The organism is Alkalihalophilus marmarensis DSM 21297 (genome assembly GCF_000474275.2).
Taxonomy (GTDB): Bacteria; Bacillota; Bacilli; order Bacillales; family Bacillaceae_D; genus Alkalihalophilus; species Alkalihalophilus marmarensis.
Window position 1 is genome coordinate 126,987 of the sequence record NZ_ATAE01000005.1, and the last position, 16,212, is coordinate 143,198.

The 16,212-nt window shown below is 40.0% G+C and carries 18 protein-coding genes; 17 read left to right on the forward strand and 1 reads right to left on the reverse strand.

What is annotated here, in order from left to right; all coding sequences use genetic code 11:
* The first annotated feature begins 106 nt into the window (after nt 1-106).
* The 14 genes from A33I_RS02000 (at nt 107) to A33I_RS02065 (ending at nt 10,644) form a co-directional block, all read left to right on the forward strand.
* Complete coding sequence (locus A33I_RS02000; RefSeq protein WP_022626805.1) at nt 107-367, forward strand: metal-sensitive transcriptional regulator; 261 nt, start codon at nt 107-109, stop codon at nt 365-367.
* A 117-nt stretch (nt 368-484) separates the two neighbouring features.
* Complete coding sequence (locus A33I_RS02005; protein WP_022626806.1) at nt 485-1,051, forward strand: sulfurtransferase TusA family protein; 567 nt, start codon at nt 485-487, stop codon at nt 1,049-1,051.
* Nucleotides 1,052-1,116: 65 nt separating this feature from the next.
* Nucleotides 1,117-2,247, forward strand: a complete 1,131-nt coding sequence (locus A33I_RS02010; RefSeq protein WP_022626807.1) for an MBL fold metallo-hydrolase — start codon at nt 1,117-1,119, stop codon at nt 2,245-2,247.
* Between the two features lie 75 nt (nt 2,248-2,322).
* The gene (locus A33I_RS02015; protein ID WP_022626808.1) at nt 2,323-2,550 is read left to right on the forward strand and encodes a sulfurtransferase TusA family protein; all 228 of its coding nucleotides are present in this window, start codon (nt 2,323-2,325) and stop codon (nt 2,548-2,550) included.
* Between the two features lie 72 nt (nt 2,551-2,622).
* Nucleotides 2,623-4,290, forward strand: a complete 1,668-nt coding sequence (locus A33I_RS02020; protein WP_022626809.1) for a SulP family inorganic anion transporter — start codon at nt 2,623-2,625, stop codon at nt 4,288-4,290.
* A gap of 17 nt (nt 4,291-4,307) precedes the next feature.
* Complete coding sequence (locus A33I_RS02025) at nt 4,308-4,853, forward strand: carbonic anhydrase (RefSeq protein ID WP_022626810.1); 546 nt, start codon at nt 4,308-4,310, stop codon at nt 4,851-4,853.
* A 90-nt stretch (nt 4,854-4,943) separates the two neighbouring features.
* A complete protein-coding gene (locus A33I_RS02030) occupies nt 4,944-5,420 on the forward strand; it encodes a DsrE/DsrF/DrsH-like family protein (RefSeq protein ID WP_012958110.1) in 477 nt (158 codons plus the stop codon).
* 24 nt (nt 5,421-5,444) lie between these two features.
* Nucleotides 5,445-5,825: a rhodanese-like domain-containing protein gene (locus A33I_RS02035; RefSeq protein ID WP_031311345.1), complete on the forward strand. Its 381-nt coding sequence runs from the start codon at nt 5,445-5,447 to the stop codon at nt 5,823-5,825.
* Between the two features lie 124 nt (nt 5,826-5,949).
* Nucleotides 5,950-6,936, forward strand: coding sequence for an LLM class flavin-dependent oxidoreductase (locus A33I_RS02040; protein WP_022626812.1), 987 nt, complete (start codon nt 5,950-5,952; stop codon nt 6,934-6,936).
* Between the two features lie 162 nt (nt 6,937-7,098).
* Complete coding sequence (locus A33I_RS02045; RefSeq protein WP_022626813.1) at nt 7,099-7,434, forward strand: YrdB family protein; 336 nt, start codon at nt 7,099-7,101, stop codon at nt 7,432-7,434.
* 140 nt (nt 7,435-7,574) lie between these two features.
* Complete coding sequence (locus tag A33I_RS02050) at nt 7,575-8,105, forward strand: RNA polymerase sigma factor (protein ID WP_022626814.1); 531 nt, start codon at nt 7,575-7,577, stop codon at nt 8,103-8,105.
* Between the two features lies 1 nt (nt 8,106).
* A complete protein-coding gene (gene spoIIP, locus A33I_RS02055; protein WP_022626815.1) occupies nt 8,107-8,997 on the forward strand; it encodes a stage II sporulation protein P in 891 nt (296 codons plus the stop codon).
* A gap of 99 nt (nt 8,998-9,096) precedes the next feature.
* Nucleotides 9,097-9,438: a zinc ribbon domain-containing protein YjdM gene (locus A33I_RS02060; RefSeq protein WP_022626816.1), complete on the forward strand. Its 342-nt coding sequence runs from the start codon at nt 9,097-9,099 to the stop codon at nt 9,436-9,438.
* 123 nt (nt 9,439-9,561) lie between these two features.
* A complete protein-coding gene (locus A33I_RS02065) occupies nt 9,562-10,644 on the forward strand; it encodes an NAD(P)H-dependent flavin oxidoreductase (RefSeq protein ID WP_022626817.1) in 1,083 nt (360 codons plus the stop codon).
* A 134-nt stretch (nt 10,645-10,778) separates the two neighbouring features.
* Here the strand turns inward: A33I_RS02065 and A33I_RS02070 are convergent, their stop codons facing one another.
* Nucleotides 10,779-11,726, reverse strand: a complete 948-nt coding sequence (locus tag A33I_RS02070) for a Na/Pi symporter (RefSeq protein ID WP_338012126.1) — start codon at nt 11,724-11,726, stop codon at nt 10,779-10,781.
* A gap of 213 nt (nt 11,727-11,939) precedes the next feature.
* Here A33I_RS02070 and A33I_RS02075 point away from each other — a divergent pair, with 213 nt between their 5' ends.
* From A33I_RS02075 to A33I_RS02085, 3 genes are all read left to right on the forward strand, one after another.
* Nucleotides 11,940-13,175 (forward strand): acyl-CoA dehydrogenase, encoded by a 1,236-nt coding sequence (locus tag A33I_RS02075; RefSeq protein WP_022626819.1) that lies wholly within the window; start codon nt 11,940-11,942, stop codon nt 13,173-13,175.
* 3 nt (nt 13,176-13,178) lie between these two features.
* Nucleotides 13,179-14,822, forward strand: coding sequence for a long-chain-fatty-acid--CoA ligase (locus tag A33I_RS02080; protein ID WP_022626820.1), 1,644 nt, complete (start codon nt 13,179-13,181; stop codon nt 14,820-14,822).
* Between the two features lie 606 nt (nt 14,823-15,428).
* Nucleotides 15,429-16,202, forward strand: coding sequence for an SDR family oxidoreductase (locus tag A33I_RS02085; protein WP_022626821.1), 774 nt, complete (start codon nt 15,429-15,431; stop codon nt 16,200-16,202).
* The last annotated feature ends 10 nt before the right edge of the window (nt 16,203-16,212 follow it).

A 16,212-nucleotide genomic window follows, 5' to 3' on the forward strand; every position in this document is an offset into this window, starting at 1 on the left:
TTGCGAATGTGCTATTATAGGTCATAGGGTATCAGATTATTGATACTTTCTTGCAATTAGAATAGATGAATAATATAAATGACTACAAGCAGAAAGGGGATTTACTATGGAGTATTCACAAGATATGAAAAACCGCTTAAAGCGTATTGAAGGTCAAGTTCGTGGGATTCTTCGTCTTATGGAAGAAGAAAAAGACTGTAAGAATGTTATTATCCAAATGTCTGCAGTAAAGTCTGCAACAGACCGCGCCATGGCCTATATTATCGCTAAAAATATGCAGCAATGTATTATCGATGAAGTAGAAAAAGGCGAGCAAGCGGATCAAGTCGTAGAAGAAGCAATTCAACTGTTAGTGAAATCTAGATAATTTTTTTGGTTTTAAATATACCTAAACGGGTATAAGTAAAAAAGAGGTTGACGAACCGGAAATCATATGTATAATATAGATATACGGGTAATGGTATTATAAAAGGAGGCAAACAAAATGACAATCAAAGCAGATCATGTATTAGATGCAAAAGGATTATCTTGTCCAATGCCAATTGTTAAAACGAAAAAAACGTTAGATGGAATTGAACCAGGCCAAGTACTTGAGGTTCAAGCAACAGATAAAGGCTCACTTGCTGATCTTAAAGCATGGGCTGGCTCAACAGGCCACCAATATTTAGGCACTATTGAAGAAGGCGACACGCTTGTTCATTACATTCGAAAAGCGAGTGCAAATGAGGAAAAAGAAGAGGTTGACTTCGCAAATGTGATCTCTAATGAAGAGCTTGAAGCAAAAATCGGCAGTGAGAATGTAACAATCCTTGATGTGCGTGAACCAGCTGAATATGCATTCTCGCATATCCAAACAGCAGCTTCTATTCCTTTAGGTGAGCTTGAGTCACGCTTAGGTGAATTGAACCAAGATCATGAAGTGTATGTTGTCTGCCGTACAGGTTCTAGAAGTGCGATGGCGGCCCAATTGCTTAAAGACAATGGTTTTACAAATGTGACAAATGTAAAGCCTGGAATGACAGCATGGAATGGTAAAACCGAAAGTAAATAATTCTTTTCTGAAAAGAATGGACTAAAAAATGCAACAGATGAACAAATACTATGGAGGTGTGATTCATGGCTGTAAAAGCAATGAAAGCAGGAGTTTTAGCGAAGACGGTTATCAATAAAGAAGAGTTATTTATTCTTGATGTCAGAAATACGGACCAATATGATGATTGGAAAGTTGAAGGCGATGGGATTGTAACGATGAATAAGCCATATTTTGACCTTATCGAAGGGGTTGATGATATTCTTGATCAAATCCCAGCAGATAAAGAGGTATTAGTCGTGTGTGCGAAGGAAGGCTCATCTATCTTTGTTGCTGAGCAATTAGCAGAGGCAACAGGGCGTGACATTCATTACCTTGAAGGTGGAATGAAAGCGTGGAGTGAGCATCTAGAGCCGGTTAAAGTGGGAGATCTTGACGGTGGCGGCAGTTTGTATCAATTTGTCCGCCTAGGCAAAGGCTGTCTTTCTTACATGATTGTATCTGGAAACGAAGGGGCCATGATTGACCCGCTTCGTCTTGTAGATCAATATGAAGCTTTTGCCAATAAATTAGGGATCAAAGTTCTCCATATGTTTGATACTCATCTGCATGCAGATCATATTTCTGGCGGACGCCGCTTAGCGGAAGCAACAGGTGGTACGTATTACCTGCCGCCAAAGGATGCTGGGGAGGTAACGTTTAAATTTGAGCCTCTTGAAGATGGAATGGAAGTGACTTTTGGCGAGGCAAATGTACGAGTGAAAGCCGTTTATTCACCTGGTCATACGATTGGAAGCACGTCTTTAATCGTTAATGATACGTATTTATTCACAGGGGACATTCTATTCCTTGATTCAATCGGTCGTCCGGATCTTGCTGGACTTGCAGAAGATTGGGTAGGAGATTTACGTGAATCATTGTATGTCCGCTATAAAAACTTAGATCAAGATTTATTAGTCTTGCCAGCTCATTTTGCTAAATTGAAAGAGTTGGATGATCAAGGAAGAGTATTTGCTCGTTTAGGTGACCTATATAAAGAAAATCATGGGTTAATGATTGATGATGAAGAGGAGTTTCGTCGTGTTGTATCTGAAAACCTGCCGCCGCAGCCGAACTCTTATCAAGAAATCAGAAAAACGAACATGGGTATCTTAACACCTAATAAAGAGGAAGAAACAGAGATGGAGATCGGTCCAAACCGTTGTGCCGTATCTTAATCAATAAATGATATTTAGTATTTACCTAAATCTATTTAACCAATTAATTTAACCAATCTAAGGAGATGATTTTTAATGAACAGTAACAAAGTATTAAACGCAGAAGGTCTAGCTTGTCCAATGCCTGTAGTAAAAACAAAGAAAGAAATGGATACACTTGAATCAGGTCAAATTCTTGAAATCCATGCAACCGATAAAGGTGCTGAGGCTGATATGGCAGCTTGGGCTAAAACATCTGGACACGAATTAATTCATCAAGAACAAGACGGAGATGTATTTAAATTCTGGATTAAAAAAGGTTAATACTAGCTGTAATAGTGAGTGGGTCTAAAAGAGACCTGCTCACTCATTTTAATGAAAGGGGGACTTTAAAAGATGTTAAAGAAATTGTTCCCAGGTCTTGAATGGATGTTAACATATCAAAAGCATGACCTTAGAGGGGATCTTTCCGCTGGTCTAATTGTAGCGATTATGCTGATACCTCAAGGGATGGCATATGCAATGCTTGCGGGATTGCCGCCTGTAATTGGCTTATATGCTTCAACCATTCCACTGCTTGTTTACGCATTATTTGGCTCATCTAGACAGCTTGCTGTCGGGCCGGTTGCAATGGTGTCATTGTTAGTTTTAACAGGTGTTCAAGGGTTGGCTGAACCGGGGTCATCCGAATATATTTCACTTGTATTGCTGTTAGCTTTAATGGTCGGTGTGATCCAGTTAAGTCTAGGACTCCTGCGGTTAGGTTTTATTACTGATTTTATTTCTCACGCCGTCATTAGCGGTTTTACATCCGCTGCAGCGCTCGTTATTGGTTTTAGTCAATTAAAACATCTATTAGGCATTCAATTGCCGTCTTCTGAAAATGTTTTTGAACTACTCTTTGAAGCAGGAAGACAACTTAGTTCTATTAATCCTTATACATTATTTATCGGTCTTACAAGCATTTTAATTTTAGTTCTTATGAAAAAGTACTTGCCTAAGCTGCCAGCTCCATTGGTTGTTGTTGTATATAGCACCGCAGTTGTTTACCTTTTTGATTTACATGAAAAAGGAGTAAGTATTATAGGGGAAGTTCCGGATGGACTGCCGTCTTTATCACTGCCTTCATGGAGTTTTGAAGCAGTTAGTGCTTTAATGCCAGTAGCGATTACGATTGCCATTATTGGTTTTGTGGAAAGTTTCGCTATGGCAAAAGTGATTGCGACAAAAGAAAAATACAAAGTAGATGCGAACCGTGAATTAGTCGGACTTGGTCTTGCTAATGTGTCCGCTTCAACTTTTTCAGGATACCCTGTTACAGGAGGATTTTCTCGTTCGGCAGTAAACTACGGAGCAGGTGCTAAAACAGGATTAGCGGCTATCATTACAGCTATTTTAATTGTATTAACTTTATTATTCTTTACATCTTGGTTCTACTACATGCCAAATGCAGTACTTGCAGCCATTATTATGGTGGCGGTGTATGGGCTGATTGATGTAGGTGAGGCTAAACATTTATTTAAAGTGAAGAAGATCGATGGATTCACCTTATTGATTACATTTGCTGCAACCTTAACCCTAGGTATAGAGTTGGGAATTTTCATTGGGATTGTTTTTTCTTTGATTGTCTTTATATGGAGAAGTGCGAATCCACATATGGCAGAACTAGGTTATGTTAAGGAAATGGACGCCTATCGCAACATAGCTCGCTTTAACAATGCCAAAACAGTAGATCATCTATCGATTTTACGAATTGATTCTCCGTTGTATTTTGCTAATATCCAACGAGTGGAGTCACGAATTCAACAATCATTTTTGAAGTCTGAAGAAATAGATACGTTAATCTTAGATTTTCAAGGGGTAAATGATATCGATGCAGTAGCTATTGATCATCTTGAAGAACTAATGAATACGTATCAGGAACTGAATAAAAACATTTATTTATGTGATGTCAAAGGTCCGGTTCGAGACACATTAAAGCAAGCAGGATGGTATGAAACGTTTAAGGGGAAAATTGAATTTAAAGATCTAGAGCATGTGATTGCTTATTTAAAATCGGTGTAGATGAGTAGGTGAAGGCTATGGAAAAAAAACAACTTCAACATCAGAATGAGACATTTCTCAAAGAAATGAGGGAGCAAGATCCTCACTTCTTTGAGAAGCTTAAAAAGGGGCAGCATCCAGAAATGTTTGTCCTAGCATGCAGTGATTCTCGTGTCAGTCCTTCTGTCATTACAAACATGCCGCTTGGAAAAATGTTTATTCACCGTAATATTGCCAATCAAGTAAATGTGGCTGATGAAAGCTTTACTGCAAGTCTTTACTATGCTCTAAAACACCTTAAAGTAGCTGATATCCTGATTCTTGGTCATACGAGCTGCGGGGGCGTGCGTGCAGCTGCAGAAGGAAATACAGAGGATGCGCTAGCACCTTGGTTAGCATCTGTACGAGAATCTCTTGGGGGTGCAGGATGCGAGGGTTTAGGAGAAGCTGCTTCTATTAAGAATGTAAAAACTCAGATGGAGCGCTTAGAAAAGCACCCCGTTTACCAACAATACGGGCAAGGAGTATCTATTGTTGGTGCAGTTTTCCATGTCGAATCTGGAGAGATTGAATGGATGAACTAAAAAATTTTAGTTGACATTATACCTAACTGGGTATAGTATATAAACTATGAGGAATACCTACACAAGTATATTACTAGGAGGAGATTATAAATGGAACAAAAGAAAGCAACAATGATCGTATTTGATGGGGATCTAGATAAAGCTATGGCAAGTTTTATTATTGCAACAGGGGCAGCGGCAATGGGGAAACCTGTGACAATGTTTTTCACATTCTGGGGTTTAAATGTGCTGCGTAAAGAGCAATATGTAAAAGTTGAGAAAAACTTCTTAGAGAAAATGTTTGCGAAAATGATGCCGCGCGGTCCTGAAAAACTAGGATTATCAAAAATGAACTATGGTGGTATCGGAGCAAAATTAATGAAGAAAATGATGAAAAAGCACAATGTTGTATCATTAAAAGAATTAATCGAAATGGCACAAGACCTAGACATTAAAATGGTTGCATGTACAATGTCGATGGATGTTATGGGTATTCATAAAGAAGAGCTGATTGATGGCATTGAATATGCAGGTGTAGCAACATACCTTGCAGAAGCAGAAGATGGTAATGTAAACTTATTTATCTAAGGACTTATGATGAGGGTGTCGCATATGAAGTTTCTCTCACTAACAGTTTTAGCGATTCTAATCGGAATAGGAGTGTTCTCTTTGTTTAATCAATCATCAAATAACGTAGAAGAAATCACAACAACAGAGTTAAAAGAGCAAATGAAGACTGATCAAACAGCAGTATACATTGATGTTCGTGAGGTTGATGAATTTGAAGACGGACACGTAGAAGGTATGAAAAACATGCCGCTATCAAGCTTTACCGAAACATATTCAGAACTTCCAAAAGATAAAGAAATTGTCATCATGTGCCGCAGTGGAAATCGCAGTATGCAAGCTGCAGAGTATTTAGTACAACAAGGGTACAAAAATGTAATAAATGTATCAGGCGGTATGCTTGCTTGGGACGGTCCAGTTAAATAAAGTAATGTAAGCCCTAATTACCTATATAAGGTGGTTAGGGTTATTGTTTAGGCATAATCATTTTATATTAGGTTTTGTTGATTTATAGTGATAATAAAGAAACTAAAGAAAGAAGAGATCCTATATGAAATTAAGCATTCTAGACCAATCTCCCATTTCGGTTGGATATACACCAAAAGAAGCGTTAGAAGCATCCGTACATCTAGCAAAAAAGGCTGAGGAACTAGGTTATGAAAGGTACTGGATTGCTGAGCATCATGACTTTCCTGCTCTTTCTTGTCCAGCGCCAGAAGTTATGCTTTCCTACATAGGAGCACAAACGAAAACGATTCGTATAGGAGCAGGTGCCATCCTATTACCGCATTACAAACCATATAAAGTAGCTGAAACCTTTCATTTACTTGCTACCTTATTTCCAGGTCGTATTGATCTTGGTATTGGGCGTGCACCTGGCGGATCAGCGGAAGCGTCAATGGCTCTATCAGATAATTATTTAAAAGGGGTGAGGGAGCTGCCTGAAGCACTTGAAGAATTATTGCATTTTATACGGAATGATTTCTCGTCGGATCATCTTTTCCAAAAGGTGACGGCTTCTCCCTTCCCGCCAGTTGAACCAGCTCCTTGGCTGCTCGGAACAAGCGAACGGAGTGCCGCCCTCGCAGCTAAAATGGGAATGGCCTATGCATTCGGTCATTTTATGAGTGATAAAGATGTTAAGAAAAGCATCGCAACATATCAAGAATCATTCCAGGCATCTCCTGAGCTCAAACAACCTAAGACTATTCTAGCTGTTTCAGTCATATGTGCGGAGACAACCGAGCGCGCAGAAGAGGTCGCTTCAAGCTATCTGCTGTGGAAGCGTCAAGTAGAAGCTGGTGAAGGCAGACAAGGAATTCCTTCTATTGAGGAAGCAAAAAAGTATTCATTCAATGTTGAGGAGAAGAAAAGTCTAAGTCAAAAAATGATCATTGGTAATCCCGATGAAGTATCACAACGTCTGGTAGAATTTAAAGACATATACAAGGTCGATGAGGTCATGATCGTAACAATTACACACAGCTATCGGGACCGTATAAAGTCTTATGAATTAGTTGCAGATGCATTCAAATAGCTTACTGAGCTATTTCTCAAATAGAAAATATCAATAAATAGTAAAATTAGGGCATTTATGGAGAATAGGGATAGTTATGCGGTTATCGAGTTCATCTTTAATTAACAATCAGGTTATTTGTATTGGCTTTATCATGTATCCGGATAGATTACAGAGCAAGCTATGATTATTATAGCTATCGTGCGTTTTATCCTAGAAGTAACAGCCTTATTAGCGTTAGGTTATTGGGGTGTCCAAGCAGGGATTGAAGTGTGGCATAAGGTCATTTTCGGGATCAGTGCTCCATTACTAATGGCAGCCTTATGGGGAACATTTATTTCTCCTAAAGCACCTAAACGTCTGCATGAAGTACCTCGGCTCATTGTAGAAATTGTCTTGTTTATTCTAGCTGCCACAGCTATGTATGGATCAGGGCTCGAATTACTTTCGGTCATATTTTTGTTAATGGCAATAGTGATTAGTATATTGATTCGAGTGTTAAAGATGACAGACTTATAGCGATCAATTGAACCCCAATCCTTATTTAGAAGGGATTGGGGTTTTGTTTGTGGAAAAAGAAAGAAAATGAATTTACATAAACTGTAACCTTTTTGGTTTAAGAAAAGACATATGTGTAAAAGCACTGGGAGGGTGAGGGTTTGAAGAAAACAGAAGAAGAGATTCAGCATATTTACCGCCTGTATTTTACCGATGTCTACCGATTCCTTGCTGCATTTACTTATGATCAACATGAAGTAGAAGACTTGACGCAAGAAGTATTTATACGTTTGTTTAAATCATTATCGACATTTAGAGGAGAGTCGGAACTAAAAACATGGCTTTTTTCTATCGCAAAACATGTAGCAATTGACAATTCTAAAAAACGAAAACGGCAAAAAATCATTCAAGAACAGCTTTTTAAGTATATTCCTTCTATAAGCAAGTCCCCAGAGGACCTGTATACCTCTAAAGAAGATGTGAATAGTTTGTATGTTGCCTTAAAAGAATTAAAGCACACGTACAAAGCTGTAATCATACTAAGAGGAATTCAAGAGTGCAGTATCACAGAAACAGCCTCCATTATGGGGTGGAGTGAGGCTAAAGTAAAAGTAACTTACCACCGCGCTATCAAAAAGTTAAAGATAAACATGCTAGAGCTTAACTCAGAAATTGAAGAAAGGTGGGTATAAAATGAATGAGAATGAAAAAGACATTATTCAAAAATTGAAAAAAGAGTCCGTTAAGATAAACCCACGAAAAGAATTTTCATTTGAATTAGAAGAAAGGTTAACCCAAAGGTTTTCAGGTAAAAGGAGAAAGAATCCATTTAGTATACTTTTAACCTGCAGTTTAGCTAGCTTGTTATTTTTTATATTATTGATTAGTTCTGACATTTTGCCCATGCTGGGCCAAGCAACCATAACAAATGACCCTGAGATACTCATTTATCACACACATAATTCCGAGTCTTTCTCACCTGAATTAGAGGGGTTAGTAAGAGGTTCAGATAGACCTGATAATGCATTTCATGATGAGGTTAATGTAACAAAAGTGGGGGAATTTTTAAGGGAACAACTTGAAGAAAAGGGGGTAGGAGTTATTCATGATAAGACTAATTTTCAAGAACAATTAGTAGAGATGAATTTAAACTATGAACATTCTTATGAGCTGTCACGAGATATGGTAAATGACATATTGAGTGAGAACGATCAAATAAAAATAATGTTTGATATCCACCGTGATGCAATAGATAAGAAATATACTACTACAATGATTGATGATAAAGAAGTGGCTAGGATTGTTTTTACGATTAGTGCTGACGATCCTAACTGCGCTGACAATAGACAATTTGCGGAGTCATTACATGAAAGAGCAGAAGAAATGTATCCAGGACTTTCAAGAGGGGTATTGTGTAAAAAAAATACGCTAGGTAATATTGAGAATTATAATCAAGATTTATTAGATCAATCTGTCTTAATTGAAATAGGAGGGTATCAAAATTCTTTTGGTGAACTTAACCAAGCAGCCGAATATTTAGCAGAAATAGTGACTGAATACTTAAAAGAAGAAAAACCATCCTAACCTTACTACATCCTAGTCTGAAGGACTCTTCCAAATTTCTGACTTTGTTTTATGATAAGATAAACGGGCCTATAGAATTTTAATGGAGGAATGAATGCATTGTCTACTTTACCGAACTGCCCGAATTGTAACTCTGAATACACGTATCAAGATGGTAACCTCTTAGTCTGCCCTGAATGTGCACATGAATGGTCACCTCAAGATGAAAATGAAGCTCTAGAAGACGCGAAGGTTATTCGCGACTCAAATGGCAATACCTTAAAAGACGGGGATACCGTATCTGTAATAAAAGATTTGAAAGTAAAGGGAACGTCGTCGGTTGTAAAGATCGGGACAAAAGTGAAAAATATTCGTTTGGTTGAGGGCGACCATGATATTGATTGCAAAATTGATGGCTTAGGGGCGATGAAGCTGAAATCAGAATTTATAAAAAAGATCTAACTATGCTGGAGCTTAGAATTTTCTAAGCTCTTTTTTGTGGAGATGTATACCAAATAACAGCTGGTTATGGTAGGTTGATAGTAAGTATGCTTTCATTAAATAATACATATATGAGGTGTTATGATGGTAAAGAATAAATGGATCAGTGCACTCAATGTAAGATATCCCATTATTCAAGCGCCAATGGCAGGTGGAATTACCACTACTGAACTGATATGCGAAGCTGCAAATAATGGCTGCTTAGGGATGATAGCTGCTGGCTATTTAACACCTGAGGCCCTAGCTGCTCAAATAGATGAAGTAAAAGAAGGAACAAAACATCCATTTGGGGTAAACGTGTTTGTCCCTTCTGCATTTAGAACATCTCAAAAAGAAATTGATCACACCTTGCAGCAGCTAGAGCCGATCTATCAGCAATTAAAAGTCGAGAATAGACAAGTTACTATTCCTGATTATCAGCAGCTTGTTGCTGTTTATAATGAGCATATTGAGACCATTATTCAGAAGGACGTGAAAATCTGCTCGTTTACATTTGGGTTACCGGCAAGTGATATCATTCAACGTTTAAAAGAGGAAAATATTATTCTTATTGCGACGGCTACAACGGTGAAAGAAGCAATCGCAGCTGAGAAAGCAGGAATGGATGCTGTCGTTGTTCAGGGGAGTGAAGCAGGCGGTCATCGAGGTCATTTTATGGACGGAGTCGAAGAAAGTTCGATAGGTTTAGTGTCCCTTCTCCCGCAAGTCGTTGATCAAGTGAGCATCCCTGTAATAGCAGCCGGCGGTATTATGGATGGCCGAGGCTTAGCAGCTGCACTGTGTCTTGGGGCAGAGGCGGTGCAGATGGGAACGGCTTTTTTAACATGTGTGGAAAGCGGAGCGCCTGCTAGTCACAAAGAGGCGATTATGAGTGCAGGGGAAGATGAGATTATTTTGACTAAAAGCTTTTCTGGTAAATGGGCAAGGGGAATTAGCAATACCTTTACACAAGAAATGAAAAAGTATCAAGACAACCTTCCTTCTTTCCCTGTACAAAATGCTCTCACGCAACCAATGAGGAAAGCTGCAAGCCAAATGAATAATAAAGAATACATGTCTTTATGGTCAGGACAAAGTCCGAGATTAACGAAGAATACGACAGTAAAAACATTAATTGAACTTACAGTACAGGAAGCTAGAGAGGTTGTTTCGAATATAAATGATTAGTGGAGAGAGGCTGGCTTACTATTCTTTGTAATTGGAAGCCAGCTTTAGTAATGCTTGTTCATTATTTATACATAAAAAGAACCCATAAAAACGTTTCGTTTTTTATGGGTTAACAGTTTATAAGTTAACATTTATTAATAGGTTTGACTCTTGGAATGAATCCACTCGACAAAACGTGCAAATGCTTGAGCAAATGGAAGCAAAACGACAGAGCAGATTGTATTGAAAATGACACTAGAATGAGCCAGCTGCTGCATTTTGTCATCAGTCATGGAAGTCACGACCTGTACCAACACATCCATTATTGGTAAAAAGATGATAACCCCTAATAGGTTGAGCCATATGTTTGCAAATGCCACAAGCTTTGCATGTTTACTAGCCCCGATTGTAGCGAGAAATGCAGTAATACATGTACCAATATTTGCCCCTAGCATAATCGCTATACCAGATTTTAAGGTTAGGAGATGATCACTCATAAATCCCATCGCAATAGCAGTAGTTGCTGTGCTTGATTGGACAAGACCGGTTAATGCAGCCCCTATTAAAATTCCTGTAAATGAATGATCATTTGTAAAGTGAAATAACGTGTGGACAGAGGGAAGGTTGCTTAATGGATACGCAAGCGACTCCAACCCATCCATTGCTATAAAGATACATGCCAAGCCAAAGGTAAGACAACCGATGCTAAATGCTTTTTTCTTTGGAATAAATAAAGCTACAAGACCCGTTAGAAGCAAGGGAATAATAAAGTGAGAGAGATCAAGGACCAATATTTCTGTTGTAATGGTCGTCCCAATATTCGCTCCAAGAATAATTCCGATCGATTGCCTGAAGGTTAAAAGATTCGCTGCAACGAGTCCTACAGTCATCACAAGAACTGCTGAGCTGCTTTGGAGCATGGCGGTCGCCACTGTTCCAATGAGTAAGCCTTTCCATGCTTTATCTGTAAATCGGTGTACATTTCGTTGAAAAAGTTCTCCTCCAAGTGGAAGCAGCCCTGCTCGCATGATGATCATTCCAAATAGAAACAGAGCAATAAATACGGCAAAAAGAGAAAATAATTCCTTGAACAAGTGAATCACCTCTTTACCACTCTATGGACAAACATCAGGAGGCATGACTGAAAAAAAGTTTATTTAATGATTGAATGTTCAGATATTTTTAGGTATAGTAATAAATGAGATTAACTCTTGTGGATTATAGAGGGGTGGTTCTATACATAGGAGTATATTTTTTTATCTTCAACATACCGACTGGTTAGTAAGTTTGTCGAATAGCAGGGAGAGGTGTTGAATATGGACTTTTTTTTTAGTGAAAAAGTAAAGCGCTTACAACAAGAATTGACATCATTTATGGACGAACATATCTATCCGAATGAAATGTTGTTTGAAGAACAGTTAAATCAATTTCCAGACAGATTTTCTGGAAATCCACAGATCATGGACGAGTTAAAAGCTAAAGCTAAAGAAGCTGGATTGTGGAACTTGTTTTTGCCAGACGCGAAAGAGGGAGCAGGGCTGACAAACTTAGAATATGCACCGCTTTGTGAGATTATGGGCCGTTCATTTATCGCACCTGAGGTGTTTAATTGTAACGCCCCTGATACAGGGAATATGGAAGTTCTTGTGAGGTATGGCACAGAACAGCAGAAAGCTCTCTGGCTGAGGCCTTTGCTTGATGGTGAGATTCGTTCAGCTTTTGCAATGACAGAGCCTGATGTTGCTTCATCTGATGCCACAAATATTTCGATTGATATTCAATCTGATGGAGATGAATACGTTATAAACGGTCGTAAATGGTGGTCATCTGGAGCTGGTGATCCGCGCTGTAAAGTCCTTATTCTAATGGGTAAAACCAATCCCCATGCCGACAGACATAAGCAGCAGTCAATGATCATTGTTCCGATGGACACTAAAGGGGTAAAAATTAAGAGGATGCTGCCGGTCTTTGGATATGACCATGCCCCGCATGGACACGCTGAAATTGAGTTTAAAAATGTAAGAGTGCCAAAGTCTAATCTTCTTCTAGGTGAGGGGCGAGGGTTTGAAATTGCTCAAGGAAGACTAGGGCCAGGGAGGATTCACCATTGCATGAGGACGATTGGTGCAGCTGAACGCGCCTTGGAGTTAATGTGTGAACGAGCTGTCAAAAGAACTCCTTTTGGCAAGCCTCTAGCGAAGCAAGGTGTCGTAGGAGAGTGGATTGCAACCTCTAGGATTGAGATTGAACAGGCAAGGCTTCTTACGTTAAAAGCTGCTTCGATGATGGATACAGTTGGAAATAAAGTAGCGAAAAAAGAAATTGCGATGATTAAAGTGATTGCTCCGCAAATGGCGCTCAGAGTGATCGACCGTGCCATTCAAGCATTCGGTGCAGCTGGTGTGAGCGAGGACGTTCCGCTCGCCGCGATGTATGCCAATATTCGTACGTTAAGAATTGCAGATGGGCCGGATGAAGTCCATCTAGCAGCAATTGCTAAGCAAGAGTTAAAACCGTACTTACAATCACCTATTACTGTTGGGGAGGAATAAGAGATGGATAAACGTTGGCTTGCTTTATATGAGAATAATTTAGAGGCGAAATCTACCATTGAGAAAAGAACCTTAACTGACTTATTAAACGATACAACTAAAAAACATGGAACGAATACGGCCATTACCTTTTACGGGCAAACGTGGTCGTATCAGGAGCTACAAAAATATAGTGAAGCATTAGCAGGTGCGCTGCATCAAGATCAGTTTGATAAAGGGGATCGTCTAGCGATCATGCTGCCAAACTGTCCACATTATCTATTCTCATTATTTGGTACATTTCGCGCAGGCGGCGTGGTTGTCCAAGTAAACCCAATGTATGTTGCCAGGGAGCTTGAGTATATTTTAAATGACTCTGAAGCAACCCATATTGTGATTCTCTCAGATTTATATCCTCTTTTTAAATCTGTACGCAATAAAGTACTAACTAAAAAAGCAGTTGTTGTTGCTCTTAAGCCGGATGCAGAGGTGGAGCTTGAGGGTGATGATATCATGTTTGATTCTTATTTGAAAGGGGCATCTGCACCGGCGCCACAACACTCTCTTGATCCTGAAGTGGACCTTGCTGTGTTGCAATATACAGGGGGAACGACTGGCGTATCAAAAGGGGTTATGCTCACTCATATGAACCTCATCTCTAATACAGAGCAAACCTATGACTTTATGTTTAGCGGGGATGTTAGCCCTCCTCATAATGCAAAAGTGGTTAATGTTCTGCCATTATTTCATATCTTCAGCTTGACCTGCTGTAACTTTGTCACGATCCGTCATGGCGGAAATCAGATACTCATTCCACGTTTTGACATGCCTGAAGTACTAGAGACGATTAAACGAGAAAAGCCGTTTCAATTTGGGGGCGTGCCAACGATGTATGTCGGCTTTAATCAAGTTGGGAAGTATAAAGAGTTTGGTTTAGATCTAGTTGAAAGCTATGTCAGCGGGGGCTCGTCCTTACCAGTAGAAGCACTTGAAGCTTTTGAAGAAGGAACAGGAAGAAAGCTTTGTGAAGGGTACGGGCTCAGTGAAGCAGCACCGGTTACTCACTTTAATCCTTCGTTTCAAGAAAGAAAAGCAGGTAGTGTCGGCATACCTCTTCCGAACACAGATGCGAAAGTGGTTGCTGAAACGGATGCAGGATGGGAAGAAGTTGGCGTTGGTGAAGTGGGAGAAATGATTATCAAAGGGCCGCAAGTGATGAAGGGGTACTGGAGAAAGCCTGAAGAAACGAAGAAAACGCTGCGAGATGGCTGGCTCTTCACTGGTGATTTAGCAAAAATGGATGAAGAAGGATATTTCAGCATAGTCGACCGTAAGAAAGATATGATCCTAGCAAGCGGCTATAATGTCTACCCGCGTGAAATTGAAGAAGTCCTCTATGGGCATTCCGGAGTTCAAGAAGTCATTGTACTAGGTCTGCCGGACCCTTACAGAGGAGAAACAGTGAAAGCCTATATCACTCCTAAGCCTGTTAGTACTCTAACAAGCCAGGAGATCATTGAGTTCTGCAGAAAACACATGGCAGCATATAAAGTACCAACAGCAGTTGAATTCCGTGATGAACTGCCAAAATCAGCCGTAGGAAAGCTGTTAAAGCGAAAGCTTCGTGATGAAGAGTTAGCAAAAGTAAAAGCGGAACAGTCGTCTTAAAACGAAGGTTGAGGCTGGGACTTAAGGGAATCTGAATGCGAATGCGGCCTATGTATCATCCGCTCTTGAAATATACTTCGCTTTCCGTGTGGAGCTGGTGAGCTTCCTTGGGCTTTTGCCCTGTGGGATCTCACCCCTGCTCTAGTACACACAGGAGTCTACGCATATTTCATCCGCTAGGTTATTACGTTTTGTAATTATTAAGTGGCGATTTAGTTATGGTTCAGTTCAGACTTTTAAAAATGCAGACATCCTTAGGTTCAACCGCTGAGGTCACTGAACTCTTCTTATAAAAATGGGAGTAACTTAACAACATTCTCCCTCCGTTGATTGGAGCGGAAGGTGCGGGACTCCTGCGGGATGTGCGTGGCCAGGGGAGACCCCACAGGAGCGTGCGACGAGGAGGCTCCCGGACCGCCCGCGGAAAGCGAGTGCCTGAAGCGGAAATCAACAACCACTATAAGGAGGGTTATTTTAGGTTACTTATGCCTGCTAGGAGGTCTACGTATAGCTCATACGTTAGATTAGTGTGTTGTTCGCATCATGAAGCACACACGTTAATTGTGTCCTAGTCTCATCCAAATTAAAAATGAAGGTGTGAAGTATATGAATGCATTATCTCTATTTGATTTGAAAGGAAAAACAGCGATTGTTACAGGCGGTGGTCGCGGCCTAGGTAAACAAATGGCCCATGCATTTGCTGATGCAGGAGCAAACCTTGTCTTATGTTCAAGGAAAGTAGAGGCATGCAATGAAGTGGCAGAAGAATTAAAAGCTAAAGGTGTTAATGCCATTGCCGCTGCATGTGATGTAACAAATAAAGAAGACGTCGACCGAGTAATTAAGCAGACAGTTAATACATTCGGCTCGATCGATATTCTTGTGAATAACAGCGGGGCAACATGGGGAGCCCCAGCAGATGAAATGCCTCTTGAAGCGTGGAATAAAGTAATGAATGTGAATGTCACAGGCTCATTTTTAATGGCTCAAGCTGCAGGCAAAGTGATGATTAAACAACAATCAGGCAAAATCATAAATATTGCCTCTGTAGCGGGTCTAGGTGGAGCTGATCCTCGTTTTATGGATACAATAGGCTATAACACGAGTAAAGGAGCCGTTATCACCTTTACGAAGGATCTTGCAACAAAGTGGGGGCAATACGGCATTAATGTAAATGCTATAGCACCTGGTTTTTTCCCTACAAAAATGTCTAAAGGGCTCTTAGCTAAAGGGGAATCCTTTGTTATTGACCGGACTCCGCTAAAGCGTCTAGGCGGTGAGCAGGATCTGCAAGGAGTTGCGCTATTTTTAGCTACAGCGGCTTCAAACTTTGTCACTGGTGAAGTGATCGTAGTGGATGGCGGGATGCACGCGATGTAAGGAGGTGAAG

Excerpts from the sequence above, each read along its gene's own strand:
- A33I_RS02030 (WP_012958110.1), top strand. The coding sequence starts at position 4,944 with ATGGAACAAAAGAAAGCAACAATGATCGTATTTGATGGGGATCTAGAT.
- A33I_RS02040 (WP_022626812.1), top strand. The coding sequence starts at position 5,950 with ATGAAATTAAGCATTCTAGACCAATCTCCCATTTCGGTTGGATATACA.
- A33I_RS02045 (WP_022626813.1), top strand. The coding sequence starts at position 7,099 with ATGATTATTATAGCTATCGTGCGTTTTATCCTAGAAGTAACAGCCTTA.
- A33I_RS02010 (WP_022626807.1), top strand. The coding sequence starts at position 1,117 with ATGGCTGTAAAAGCAATGAAAGCAGGAGTTTTAGCGAAGACGGTTATC.
- A33I_RS02020 (WP_022626809.1), top strand. The coding sequence starts at position 2,623 with ATGTTAAAGAAATTGTTCCCAGGTCTTGAATGGATGTTAACATATCAA.
- A33I_RS02035 (WP_031311345.1), top strand. The coding sequence starts at position 5,445 with ATGAAGTTTCTCTCACTAACAGTTTTAGCGATTCTAATCGGAATAGGA.
- A33I_RS02015 (WP_022626808.1), top strand. The coding sequence starts at position 2,323 with ATGAACAGTAACAAAGTATTAAACGCAGAAGGTCTAGCTTGTCCAATG.
- A33I_RS02005 (WP_022626806.1), top strand. The coding sequence starts at position 485 with ATGACAATCAAAGCAGATCATGTATTAGATGCAAAAGGATTATCTTGT.
- A33I_RS02075 (WP_022626819.1), top strand. The coding sequence starts at position 11,940 with ATGGACTTTTTTTTTAGTGAAAAAGTAAAGCGCTTACAACAAGAATTG.
- A33I_RS02080 (WP_022626820.1), top strand. The coding sequence starts at position 13,179 with ATGGATAAACGTTGGCTTGCTTTATATGAGAATAATTTAGAGGCGAAA.
- A33I_RS02000 (WP_022626805.1), top strand. The coding sequence starts at position 107 with ATGGAGTATTCACAAGATATGAAAAACCGCTTAAAGCGTATTGAAGGT.
- A33I_RS02025 (WP_022626810.1), top strand. The coding sequence starts at position 4,308 with ATGGAAAAAAAACAACTTCAACATCAGAATGAGACATTTCTCAAAGAA.
- spoIIP (WP_022626815.1), top strand. The coding sequence starts at position 8,107 with ATGAATGAGAATGAAAAAGACATTATTCAAAAATTGAAAAAAGAGTCC.
- A33I_RS02085 (WP_022626821.1), top strand. The coding sequence starts at position 15,429 with ATGAATGCATTATCTCTATTTGATTTGAAAGGAAAAACAGCGATTGTT.
- A33I_RS02065 (WP_022626817.1), top strand. The coding sequence starts at position 9,562 with ATGGTAAAGAATAAATGGATCAGTGCACTCAATGTAAGATATCCCATT.